The sequence below is a fragment of the Streptomyces sp. NPDC005017 genome (genome assembly GCF_042873115.1).
Taxonomy (GTDB): domain Bacteria; phylum Actinomycetota; class Actinomycetes; order Streptomycetales; family Streptomycetaceae; genus Streptomyces.
Genome location: NZ_JBIALD010000009.1, coordinates 252,463 through 263,998, shown reverse-complemented (window position 1 = coordinate 263,998; position 11,536 = coordinate 252,463). Strand labels below are relative to the sequence as shown.

Below are 11,536 nucleotides of genomic sequence, written 5' to 3'. Positions count from 1 at the left end.
GGCGCGGGGAACTGCGCGAACAACCCCCACCGGCCCGCGCCAAAACACCCGCCGCACCACCCACCCCCCAAGGGGCGCGGGGAACTGCGCGAACAGCCCCCACCGGCCCGCGGCAAACACCCGCCGCACCACGCACCGCCCACCCGCAGGGCGGGGGAAAGCCGGCGTACCCCCGGCTAGGGCGTCGGCAGGACTCGTACCGGCAGTGGTAGCAAGGCATCCCGCAAAGCCGCCGCGAGCTCGCCGTACTCGGCGCCCCGAGCCGCCCCCGCCCGCATGGCCAGTGCGATACGCCGCGTAGGCGCGGGCTCGGTGAAGGACGCCGTCAGCAACTGGTTGCTCCGGCTCGTCTCGACCCGCACCGCCGTACGCGGCAGCAGCGTGCACCCCAGCCCGCCCGCCACCAACTGCACCAGCGTGGACAGCCCGGCCGCCGTGGTCGTGACGTCGGCGTCCTCGCGCCCGGCCTCCCGGCAGATGTCGAGGGCCTGGTCCCGCAGACAGTGTCCCTCGTCGAGCAGCAGCAGATTCAGCTCCTTGAGGGCCTCGCGCGGCACCCCCTCCCGGCCGCCGAGCCCGTGCCCGAGGGGCGTGACGAGCACGAAGTCCTCGTCGAACAGCGGAAGTTCCGTGACCCCCGGCATCCCGAGCGGCACGGCGAGCAGCAGCAGGTCGAGCCGCCCGCTGCCCAGCCCCTCGACGAGGCTCGCGGTCTGCTCCTCGTGGACCTGGAGGTCGAGGTCGGGATACCGGTCGTGGACCAGCCGCAGCACCGTCGGCAGCAGATAGGGCGCGACGGTGGGGATGACCCCGAGGCGCAGCACCCCGGTGAAGGGGGCGCGTACCGCCTCGGCCTCCTCCAGGAGCGCGCCGACCTCGGCGAGGACGGCCTTGGCCCGGACCGCGAGGCGCTCCCCGGCGGGGGTGAGCAGCACCTTGCGCGTCGTACGCTCGACGAGGGCGACCCCGAGGATCTCCTCCAGCGCGGAGACGGCTCCGGACAGGGCGGGCTGGCTCATGCCGATCGCCGCGGCCGCGTCCCGGAAGTGCAGATGCTCCGCCACCGCGGCGAAGGCCCGCAGCTGGGACAGGCTCGGCTGACGCCTCTTGGTTCCAGCGGCACTCACCGTCACTGATAACCACCTCCGATCAACAGGTCTCAGTGTAGCTATTTCCCGAATCAATGCTCGCTGTGCCAACATCATCGGCGTCCAACCCATGGGAGACAGCCCTCACGAGGGGACGTCTCCCCGCTGCAAGGAGAGCTAGTGCTCACTGTCGGTGACAAGTTCCCCGAGTTCGAACTGACCGCCTGCGTCTCGCTGGAGAAGGGCAAGGAGTTCGAGACGATCAACCACAAGACCTACGAGGGCAAGTGGAAGATCGTCTTCGCCTGGCCCAAGGACTTCACCTTCGTGTGCCCGACCGAGATCGCCGCCTTCGGCAAGCTGAACGAGGAGTTCGCCGACCGCGACGCCCAGGTCCTCGGCTTCTCCGGTGACTCGGAGTTCGTCCACCACGCCTGGCGCAAGGACCACGACGACCTGCGCGACCTGCCGTTCCCGATGATGGCGGACTCCAGGCACGAGCTCATGCGCGACCTCGGCATCGAGGGCGAGGACGGCTTCGCCAAGCGCGCCGTCTTCATCGTCGACCAGAACAACGAGATCCAGTTCTCCATGGTGACCGCCGGCTCCGTCGGCCGTAACCCCAAGGAGGTCCTGCGGGTCCTGGACGCCCTCCAGACGGACGAGCTCTGCCCGTGCAACTGGACCAAGGGCGAGAACACCCTCGACCCGGTCGCGCTGCTGGCCGGTGAGTGAGGCATGTCCCTCGACTCCCTCAAGTCCCGCATACCGGACTACGCCAAGGACCTGAAGCTCAACCTGGGCTCGGTCATCGGCAACTCCGACCTGCCCGCCCAGCAGTTGTGGGGCGCGGTGCTGGCCACCGCCATCGCCTCGCGCTCCGCGATCGTGCTGCGCGAGCTGGAGCCGGAGGCGAAGGCGAACCTGACGCCCGAGGCGTACCAGGCCGCCAAGGCCGCCGCCGCGATCATGGCGATGAACAACGTCTTCTACCGCACGCGCCACCTGCTCTCGGACCACGAGTACGGGAACCTGCGCGCGGGTCTGCGGATGAACGTCATCGGCAACCCCGGCGTCGACAAGGTCGACTTCGAGCTGTGGTCCTTCGCCGTCTCGGCCGTCAACGGCTGCGGCATGTGCCTGGACTCGCACGAGCAGGTGCTGCGCAAGGCGGGCCTGGAGCGCGAGGTCGTCCAGGAGGCCTTCAAGATCGCCTCGGTGGTCCAGGCCGTGGGCGTCACGCTCGACGCGGAAGCGGTCCTCGCCGGATAGACCGGCCGCTCCCCGGGCCCCGTTCACCCCTGCGGGTGGGCGGGGCCTTCGGCCGTCCGGGTGCCGGGCGCCTCGACGGGGGCCGCGTCCATCACGGTCGCGCCCCGGGGGTCGGGCGCCGTACGCAGCGCGGGTTCCTGGGCGTACGCCCGCAGATATCCGACGACCGTGTTGGTCACCGCCACCAGCGGCACCGCCACCACCGCTCCCCCGATCCCGGCCACCATGCCTCCCGCGGCCACGGACAGCACCACGGCCAGCGGGTGCACCCGCACCGCCCGGCCCAGGATGAACGGCTGGAGGATGTGGCCCTCGATCTGCTGCACGGCCAGCACCACCACCAGCGTCATCACGGCCGTGAACACGCCCTGCGTCACCAGCGCCACCACCACCGCGAGCGCGCCGGAGACGACCGCGCCGACCAGCGGGATGAAGGCGAACAGGAAGATGAACACCGCCAGCGGCACGGCCATCGGCACATCGAGGAAGTAGATGCCGAGGCCGATGAAGATGGCGTCGATCAGGGCGACGATCACCGTGCCGCGCACATACGCCGTCAGCGTCCGCCAGGCCCGCGGGCCCGCCCCGGCCACGCCCGGCCGGGCCGCCGCCGGAACCAGCTTCAGCGTCCACTCCCAGATGCGCCGGCCGTCGTAGAGCAGGAAGAGGGTCGAGAAGACGGCCAGCAGGATGCCGGTCAGCGCCTCGACCACGACCGTGACGCCCTCCAGGCCGGCCGAGGTGATCTGGTCGGTGTTGGCGCCGATCGCCTCGCGCAGGTTCTTGGCGATCTCGTTGATCTGCTTGTCGGTGACATGGAACGGGCTGTCCAGCAGCCAGCGGCGCAACTCGTCGATGCCGTCCTGGACCTGGTCGGAGAGGTCGTCGATGTTCTCCATGACCTGCCAGGTGACGAACCACCCGATCAGTCCCATGATGACGAAGCCGAGGATCGCGGTCAGCGCGGTGGCGAGCCCCCGCGGCACCCGGCGCCGGCGCAGCCAGGCCACGCTCGGCTGGAGCAGGGCGGTCATCAGCAGCGAGGCGACGAAGGCCAGCACGACCAGCTGCACGGCGCTGATGACCCGCATGAGCACCCAGACGGTGCCCGCCAGGACCAGCAGCCGCCAGCCCGCCTCGGCGGCGACCCTGACCCCCCAGGGCACGGCGTGCGCGGGGTCGGGCCGGGGTGCCGGTGCGACCGGGGTGCGGTCGGGGACCTCGGCCGGGGCGGGCCGGTCGGGCACGGGCTCGTCGTGCTCGTGCTCGACCTCGGCCCGGCGCTCGTCCAACCGCGCCCCCATCTCGGTCAGTCCGGCCCCGAACCGGCCGAGCCACCCTGGCACTCGCGACATGATCCGCCTTCTTCCCCCGTCTCGCCCCACCACTCCCCCCTGGAGCCGTCGTGAGAGACCGTACATGCCGACAGCCCCTCACCGTTAGGACGGCAAGGGGCTGGTGCGGGTTGAGGCGGCAGGCTCAGTACCAGTGGTTGGCCTGCCAGAACGACCAGGCGCCGCACGGGCTGCCGTAGCGGTCGTCCATGTAGCTCAGACCCCACTTGATCTGCGTCGCGGGGTTCGTCTGCCAGTCGGCACCCGCGGAGATCATCTTGGAGCCGGGCAGGGCCTGGAAGAGACCGTAGGCACCGGAGGACGGGTTGACCGCCTGGTAGTTCCAGCTCGACTCGTGGTCCACGATGTTGCTGAAGCAGGTCCACTGGTCGCTCGGCACCATCTGGCGGGCCATGGCCTGGATCTGCGACACGCTGTACGAGCTCTGGACGGAGAAGGTGGAGGCGTCACGGGTGGCGCTTCGGCTCGCGGCGGCCTTCTCGGCCTCCTCGCGCTCCTTGGCCTCCTCGGCCGCCTTCACGGCGGCCTCCTTCTTCGCCACGGCGGTGTCGGCCGCGGCCTTGCGAGCCGCTTCCTCCGCGTCCTTCTTCGCGGTCACATCCGCGGCGATGGCCTGGGCGTCGGCCTGCTGCGTCAGCGACGCGGTCTGCACCTGGGCATGTTGGCCAGCGGGTATGTCCGCGAGGAGCGTGGCGTCGGCCGCCGTCGCCTCGGCGTCGTTTGTCTGCGCGGTGCTGCCCGTGGCAACGCCGACGACGCTTCCGACTGCGGTGACCGCGGTGGCCGAGGCCACTGCGAATCCCCGGACCGAGATCCGGCTCACACGGTTTCCTTCCAGCATCGCCCGCCTCGGTGACCCTGGCGGACGCAATCGTGCCCCTGAACGCTGGCCTCCCCACTAACCGGGTCACGGGAGGCACGGGCCCGGTGGGCAACTCCCCGCTGGGGAGCGCCGCGTGGTGCTCGGGCGGCATACGGCGACGCTATGGAGTTGGCGTTGCTGCTTCGGTCGTCCCGTACCGCTGGGGGTACGGATACAGGTGTGCCGTATGCGGGGCCTGACAGGAGTGAGACTCTGCCGTAACCGAAGTACGCGAGGCAATTCCGGGTTGCGTGTGAAAGCTCACATCCCTTTCGGCCCAGGCGTTTTCATGGAAAGCCCACATACGAAGGCGCCGCCCCGCTAGGCTCTCGGCCTTTACGGGACGGCGCCAAACGCCTTCAGGGACCTCAGATTTGGCCGTCTTCCAGCATCTCCGTCACGAGTGCGGCGATCTGGGACCTTTCGGACCTGGTCAGGGTGACGTGCGCGAAGAGCGGATGGCCCTTCAGTTTCTCCACCACGGCGACCACACCGTCATATCGGCCGACGCGCAGATTGTCCCTTTGCGCCACATCGTGGGTCAGCACCACCCGTGAATTCGCCCCGATACGGGACAGAACCGTCAGCAGGACGTTCCTCTCCAGCGACTGGGCCTCGTCCACGATCACGAAGGCGTCGTGCAGCGAGCGGCCGCGGATATGGGTGAGCGGGAGCACCTCCAGCATCCCCCGGGCGGTGACCTCCTCGATGACGTCCCGGGAGGTGACCGCCGACAGCGTGTCGAAGACGGCCTGCGCCCACGGGCTCATCTTCTCGGCCTCGGTGCCCGGCAGATAGCCCAGTTCCTGCCCGCCGACCGCGTAGAGCGGGCGGAAGACCATCACCTTCTGGTGCTGGCGCCGCTCCAGCACGGCCTCCAAGCCCGCGCACAGCGCCAGTGCCGACTTGCCCGTGCCGGCCCGGCCGCCCATCGACATGATGCCGACGTCCGGGTCGAGCAGCAGGTCCAGCGCGATGCGCTGCTCGGCGCTGCGGCCCTTGATGCCGAACACCTCGCGGTCGCCGCGCACCAGACGGACGTTGCCGTCGGCCGTCACCCGGCCGAGCGCCTTGCCGCGCTCGGACTGGATGGTCAGGCCGGTGTGCACCGGCAGGTCCGCGGCCTCCGGGACGTACACGTGTCCGTCCTCGAACAGGATGTCCACCTGCTCGCCCGGGAGCACCAGTTCGGACATTCCGGTCCATCCGGAGTTCTCCGTGATGGCCAGTTCGGCCCGGTACTCCTCGGCCACCAGACCGACGGAGGACGCCTTGATCCTCAGCGGCAGGTCCTTCGACACCACGGTGACGTCGAACCCCTCGGCCTGCAGATTGCGGGCGACCGCGAGGATGCGGGAGTCGTTGTCCCCCAGGCGGTAGCCGCTCGGCAGAACGCTGGGGTCCGAGTGATTGAGCTCGACACGGATCGTGCCGCCGAGTTCCCCGATCGGGATGGGGGCGTCGAGACGGCCGTGCCGGACCCGGTAGTCGTCCAGCAGGCGCAGTGCCTGGCGGGCGAAATAGCCGAGTTCGGGATGGTGCCGCTTGGCCTCGAGCTCCGTGACCACCACGATGGGGAGCACGACCTCGTGCTCGTCGAAGCGGGTCAGGGCGTTCGGGTCGGCCAGCAGGACGCTGGTGTCGAGAACATAGGTGCGCCGGTCTGACGTGCGGCGCTTTGCGCTGGTCACCACGGAAGGACGTACCCCCTCGGATGAGGTCGGGGAGCGACGAGGTGGAAGCTGGGCCGGGAGGGCGGGAGATACCCGACCGGTCGACGACCCTTGTGCGCCGCGGGCCGAGAACCGGCCCTCCGCGGCTGCTTCCGCGCGGCGACCGCGCGGTGGGGCTGGTGCAAAGGGCCTCCCGGGCGGACGGCTCCGTGCCGTCCGCTGAGAACCGACACCCGTGGTTCGGGTGTCGACCTGCTTGGCTTATGCCCTCGAACACCCGCCGCCATGCCAGGGCCCGTGACGGCGGACCGGTGAACTCCTTGTGACGCGTGGTGCGATCGCACCCGCGGTCATCTCCCCGCGGTCCGCACGCCGGCGGCCGCGCCGTCCTCACGCGCGCGGCTGAGAACGTCCGGTCGCGCGACCGGACGTTCTCAGCCGCCGTAACGCCGGTGGCGTGCCGCGTAGTCGCGCAGGGCCCGCAGGAAGTCGACCTTGCGGAAGGCCGGCCAGAAGACGTCGCAGAAGTAGTACTCCGAGTGAGCCGTCTGCCAGAGCATGAAACCCGACAGCCGCTGTTCGCCACTGGTGCGGATGACGAGGTCGGGGTCGGGCTGGTCCCCGGTGTAGAGGTGGCGTCCGATCATGTCGACGGTGACGGTCTCGGCGATCTCCTCCAGGGAGGCGCCCTTGTCCTGTGCGTCGAGGAGCATCGAGCGGACCGCGTCGGCGATCTCCTGGCGGCCGCCGTAGCCGATGGCGACGTTGACCGTTATGCCGTCGACGTGACGGGTGGCCTCCTCGGCCTCCTTGAGGGTGTGCTGCATCCCGGGGGGCAGCAGGTCGAGCGTGCCGACGTGGTGCACACGCCAGCGGCCGTCCGCGCCGAGGGTGCGCACGACGTCCTCGATGATGCCGAGAAGGGGGACCAGTTCTTCCTTGGGGCGGTCGAAGTTGTCGGTCGACAGCAGCCAGAGGGTGACGTTCCTGACGTCCGTCTCGGAGCACCAGCCGAGGAATTCCTCGATCTTCTCGGCGCCCGCGCGGTGGCCGTGCACGGTGGTGGAGCCGGCGGCCTTCGCCCAGCGGCGGTTGCCGTCCATGATCACGCCGATGTGCTGGGGCACCTGAGCGTGGTCCAGGTGGCCCTCCACCCGGCGTGCGTACAGCCTGACGAGCAGGCCGCGCAGCTTGTCGCGCAGGTTCACGTGATGTTCAGCCCCTCCTGTGCGGATGTGGTCCCCGCGGGGCGCAGCCTACCGCTGCTAGAGGATTGCTAGAGCCGGTGGGGTGGGCGCCTTCCGTGGAGGCTTCCGTACGCCCTCGTCGCGCCGCCGGGCGCGGTTCCCGCACGGGCCCCGGGGCCACCGCCGGGCGCGGGTCCGTGCGGGGGCAGAAAAACGGGCCGGTCCGTGGGGGGGGAGACGGACCGGCCCGAGGGGGGGTTTCCACCATAACCCTTTGTAAGTGATGCTGCGTGCATCGGCGTGCCGTAATTACTCTCCGAATTCGGATGACGACGGCCCGATGGCCGTGGAACGCCCGGTTCAGCGGCTGTTCATGGCCGGAACACGGTGCGGGCGCCGGGTGCGGCGGGGTCCCCCCGGCGGGCTAACCGGGGATGAACACGCACTTGACGCGCAGGAAGGCAGGGCACCGCGCAGCCCCCTCCACTGCGCGGTACCGCCCGCGCAGCTTTGCTCACGCGAATTACCTTGGTCTGAACTTACGCCAGATCGGTGATCCTTAGCGACCCGATCACGGTAACGATGTGGAAAAGCTGTGAACACTGAGGCGGAAGAGGTGTAGGAGAAGGCCCTGGCGGACAGACTCCGTCCTCTTCACGGCCTGACGTCGTTCGTACGACGCCTTAGAAGATCAGCTGGGACGCGGCAGGGAACGGCGGCCCGGACGGCAGTTCCTGGCCAATCCCGTGCCGGCCGGTACGGCGCTCGCCGATGTCGTCGCCACGATGCCCGCGGCGCATGCCCAGGTGCTGTCCGCGGCCGGGCTGTCGGTGGGACTGCGGGCCGCACGCGTGAGCGGGCGGGGAGGGGGCGGCGGGCCAGTCCTTCGGTCTGCGGACCTCGAACAGCGGCGTCTCAGTCCTTCGGTCTGCGACCTCGAACAGCGGCGTCTCAGTCCTTCGGTCTGCGACCTCGAACAGCGGCGGGCCAGTCCTCCGCGGTCTGCGGACCTCGAAGGCCCGGCCCCTTCGGGCGACGGCGGGAGGGTGACGACGGGCCACAAGGCCCTTCCGGCCCTAGGAAACGAGGGGACGTACGCCCTCCGCGACGAACCGCACGAACCCCTCCATGTCCTTCTCCTCGGCCGTCGGCTGGAGGATCACCGTGTCGGCGCCCGCGTCCGCGAGCCGTCGTACGGCGTCCGCGACGGCCTCGGCGTCGCCCGCGGCACCGAGGCCGGGGACGTCGGCGACGCGCTCGGCGGTCAGTTCGGCGTGCAGCCGCCCGGCGGCACCGGGGCCGGTGGCGGTGACGAGGTAGACGACGAGGCGGTGCGGGCCGGTGCGGCCGGCCGCCGCGCGGCCCTCGTCGACGAGGCGCCGGGCCGCGCGCACGCCCTCCGGGGACGTCCCGGCGTGCAGGATCGTGCCGTCGGCGGCCTCGCCGGACAGTCGCAGGGTGCGGGGTCCGGTGCCGCCGCAGAGCACCTCGGCCGGTTCCCGGGGAGGCCAGTCGAGGGCCACGTCGTCGAGGCGGACGTAGCGGCCCTCGCGGGTGACCCGCTCGCCGCCCAGCAGTGCCCGCAGCGCGTCGAGGTGCTCGCGCAGCAGGGTCAGCGGGGACGCGGCCCGTACGCCGACCTGGCCCATCCAGTCCTGGACGCCGTGCCCGACGCCGAGCACGGCACGGCCCGGGAACATCCGGTGCAGGGAGGCGGCCTCCATGGCGGTCACGGCCACGTTCCGCAGCGGCACCGGCAGCAGTCCGACGCCGACCCTCAGGCGCTCGCTCCAGGCCAGCGCGGCGGCGGCCGTGGAGATACCGCCCTCCAGGAAGCAGTCCTCCCACAGCCACAGCTGCTCCAGACCGGTCCCCTCCGCGACCCGGACCACCTCGCGCAGACGCTCGGGCGGCAGCTGAGGACGGAAGACGGCACCCAGTTCGGTCATGGAACCTTCCTATCCGGGGGCCGGGGCGAGGACAACTCCTTTACGGTCGTGGCGAGTACGAGGCGCGAGGGAGGCTCGGCGGATGGCCGCGGGACGACGCTGGCGGGACGGGCGGGCACGCCTGACGGTGGAGGCGGAGCGGCCGGTGACGCTGCCGCTGGAGGTGGCCGCGTCCTACCGTGCCCGCGCGAAGGGGCTGCTGGGCAGGGACGGCATCGAGGGCGCGCTGCTGCTCTCCCCCGCGAGCGGTATCCACACCTTCGGCATGCGCATCCCCATCGACGTCGCCTACCTGGACCGCCGGCTGCGGGTCCTGGCCGTGCGCACGATGCCCCCGGGCCGGCTGGGCCTGCCCCGGCCACGGGCCCGCCACGTCCTGGAGGCGGAGGCGGGCGCGATGGCGGGGTGGGGGCTGCGGGCGGGGACGGTGGTACGGGTGGAGGAGGAGGGGCCGGTGTCCGACGACAGGGTGGGGTGAGGCCGGTCGGAACGGGCGGGCCGCCCTCTCGGCACCCGGCGGACTCGGGCCGGCCCGCCCCTGTCAGGTCAACGCCCGGCCGGTGTCCAGGGAGATCTGGGCGTACGGGGCCAGCAGGCCGTTCGCGGCCCGGGCCAGCTGGGTGTCGATGTACCCGGCGACCTCGTCGGCCCTCGGCGCCCAGGTGCAGGCGTAGCCGCCGCGGTTCTCCTCCGCGGCGGCGGCCAGACCGGCCGCGTGACGGTGCTCCAGCGGCTCCAGACGTACCAGGGCGCCCTCGAGGACCGGACCGGCCGGCGTGAAGGTCATTCCAGCTCCAGACCCCTTGTCAGTTCCTCGAACGCCTCGTGGAAGCCGGGGAAAGTCTTGCGCACGCACCCGGGGTCGTCGAACGAGATTCCCGGCACGCGCAGGCCCGCCACCGCGAAGGCCATGACGATGCGGTGGTCGCCGTAGGTGGCGATCTCGGTGCCGGTGAGGCGTTCGGCGGGGCGGATCTCGATCCAGTCCTCGCCGGTGGCCACGTCAGCGCCGAGCGCCCGCAGGTTCCGCGCACAGGCCTCCAGGCGGTCGCACTCCTTCACGCGGGTGTTGGCGACGTCCTCGATGCGGACCGGGCCGTCGGCGAAGGGGGCGACGGCGGCGAGGGTGGGCATGGTGTCGGAGATGTCGCGCATGTTGACCGTGAGGCCGTGCAACGCGCCGGTGCCGCGCACGGTCGTCGCGTCGGGGCCGACCGTCACCCGCGCGCCCATCCTCTCCAGCACCTCCACGAACCGCAGGTCGCCCTGGAGCGCGCTCTTGCCGAGGCCGGGGACGGTGACCTCGCCGCCGGTGAGGGCGGCCGCCGCGAAGAAGTAGCTGGACGTGGAGGCGTCGGGCTCCACGTCGTAGGTGGTGGCGCCGTAGCCGCCCGGCTCGACCGTGAACACCCCGCCCTCGCGCCGCACCCGCGCGCCGAAGGCCCGCATCATCGCCATGGTGATCTCGACGTACGGCACGGAGACCAGGTCGGTGACGCGGATGCGCAGCCCCGTGCGGGTCAGGGGGCCGAGCAGCAGCAGGGCGGTGAGGTACTGGCTGGACTGGCCGGCGTCCAGGACGACTTCGCCGCCCTCCACGCCCGAGGCGTGCACGGTGAGCGGGTGGTGGCCCTCGTGCTCCTCGTGGCGCAGGTCCACGCCGAGGTCGCGCAGGGCGCGGGTGAGGGGCAGCAGGGGGCGGCGGCGCATCTGGGCGGAGGCGTCGAAGCGGAAGGTGCCGTGGCCGGCGGCGGCCAGGGTCGGCAGGAAGCGGGCGGTGGTGGCGCCGTCGCGGCAGTAGACGTCGGCCTCGGGGACGGCGGGGCCCTCGGGGCGGCCGTCGATCTGCCAGCTGTCCGGGGTGCGGCCGACCCGGTAGCCGAGGCGCGCCAGGCCCTCGGCGAAGCCTTCGGTGTCGTCCGAGCGCAGGGGGCGTACGAGGGTGGTGACTCCGTCGGCGGCGGCGGCGAGGAAGAGGGCGCGGGCGGTGATGGACTTGGAACCGGGGATGTCGGCTACAGGCATGGGGTCATGATCTGCCGACGGCTGCCTCGGGGGCGGGGGCGTCCACGGGGTGGACCGGGTTGGTCGCGCCCACGCGGCGCGGCGGTTTCGCGCCGCGTGGGCGGGCTTGGTCCGCCGTCCGGAGG

Annotated in this window: 10 protein-coding genes and 1 pseudogene; 3 read left to right on the top strand and 8 right to left on the bottom strand. The window is 71.4% G+C overall.

Features of this window, described 5'->3' with window-relative positions; genetic code table 11:
- Nucleotides 1–176: 176 nt before the first annotated feature.
- The gene (locus tag ACFYR0_RS16755; RefSeq protein ID WP_389327673.1) at nt 177–1,133 is read right to left on the bottom strand and encodes a LysR substrate-binding domain-containing protein; all 957 of its coding nucleotides are present in this window, start codon (nt 1,131–1,133) and stop codon (nt 177–179) included.
- A 135-nt stretch (nt 1,134–1,268) separates the two neighbouring features.
- On the opposite strand from ACFYR0_RS16755, the gene ACFYR0_RS16750 reads away from it, so the two are divergent.
- Together ACFYR0_RS16750 and ACFYR0_RS16745 are read left to right on the top strand one after the other, a co-directional pair.
- Nucleotides 1,269–1,823 (top strand): peroxiredoxin, encoded by a 555-nt coding sequence (locus ACFYR0_RS16750; protein ID WP_389327670.1) that lies wholly within the window; start codon nt 1,269–1,271, stop codon nt 1,821–1,823.
- Between the two features lie 3 nt (nt 1,824–1,826).
- Nucleotides 1,827–2,360, top strand: coding sequence for an alkyl hydroperoxide reductase (locus tag ACFYR0_RS16745; RefSeq protein ID WP_389327667.1), 534 nt, complete (start codon nt 1,827–1,829; stop codon nt 2,358–2,360).
- Nucleotides 2,361–2,383: 23 nt separating this feature from the next.
- Here ACFYR0_RS16745 and ACFYR0_RS16740 read toward each other — a convergent pair whose 3' ends face one another.
- The 5 genes from ACFYR0_RS16740 to ACFYR0_RS16720 all read right to left on the bottom strand — a co-directional run bounded on the left by ACFYR0_RS16740 (nt 2,384) and on the right by ACFYR0_RS16720 (nt 9,386).
- The gene (locus ACFYR0_RS16740; protein ID WP_389327664.1) at nt 2,384–3,715 is read right to left on the bottom strand and encodes an AI-2E family transporter; all 1,332 of its coding nucleotides are present in this window, start codon (nt 3,713–3,715) and stop codon (nt 2,384–2,386) included.
- A 124-nt stretch (nt 3,716–3,839) separates the two neighbouring features.
- Entirely contained in the window at nt 3,840–4,538 is a 699-nt protein-coding gene (locus ACFYR0_RS16735) for a transglycosylase SLT domain-containing protein (protein ID WP_389327661.1), read from the bottom strand.
- Nucleotides 4,539–4,945: 407 nt separating this feature from the next.
- Nucleotides 4,946–6,271: a PhoH family protein gene (locus tag ACFYR0_RS16730; RefSeq protein ID WP_389327658.1), complete on the bottom strand. Its 1,326-nt coding sequence runs from the start codon at nt 6,269–6,271 to the stop codon at nt 4,946–4,948.
- A 413-nt stretch (nt 6,272–6,684) separates the two neighbouring features.
- Nucleotides 6,685–7,458 carry an isoprenyl transferase gene (locus ACFYR0_RS16725; RefSeq protein WP_389327655.1) on the bottom strand — a complete coding sequence of 258 codons (774 nt, stop codon included), beginning with the start codon at nt 7,456–7,458 and terminating at the stop codon, nt 6,685–6,687.
- A gap of 1,055 nt (nt 7,459–8,513) precedes the next feature.
- Entirely contained in the window at nt 8,514–9,386 is an 873-nt protein-coding gene (locus ACFYR0_RS16720; protein WP_389327652.1) for an LLM class flavin-dependent oxidoreductase, read from the bottom strand.
- Between the two features lie 82 nt (nt 9,387–9,468).
- Between ACFYR0_RS16720 and ACFYR0_RS16715 the strand changes: the two genes are divergently transcribed.
- Nucleotides 9,469–9,864 carry a DUF192 domain-containing protein gene (locus ACFYR0_RS16715; RefSeq protein ID WP_389327649.1) on the top strand — a complete coding sequence of 132 codons (396 nt, stop codon included), beginning with the start codon at nt 9,469–9,471 and terminating at the stop codon, nt 9,862–9,864.
- Nucleotides 9,865–9,933: 69 nt separating this feature from the next.
- On the opposite strand, the pseudogene ACFYR0_RS16710 reads toward ACFYR0_RS16715, so the two are convergent.
- Together ACFYR0_RS16710 and aroA are read right to left on the bottom strand one after the other, a co-directional pair.
- Nucleotides 9,934–10,173: pseudogene (locus ACFYR0_RS16710) on the bottom strand (N-acetyltransferase); the annotation flags it as partial.
- A complete protein-coding gene (gene aroA / locus ACFYR0_RS16705) occupies nt 10,170–11,411 on the bottom strand; it encodes a 3-phosphoshikimate 1-carboxyvinyltransferase (RefSeq protein ID WP_389327646.1) in 1,242 nt (413 codons plus the stop codon). The gene aroA and the pseudogene ACFYR0_RS16710, both read right to left, overlap by 4 nt.
- Between the last annotated feature and the right edge of the window lie 125 nt (nt 11,412–11,536).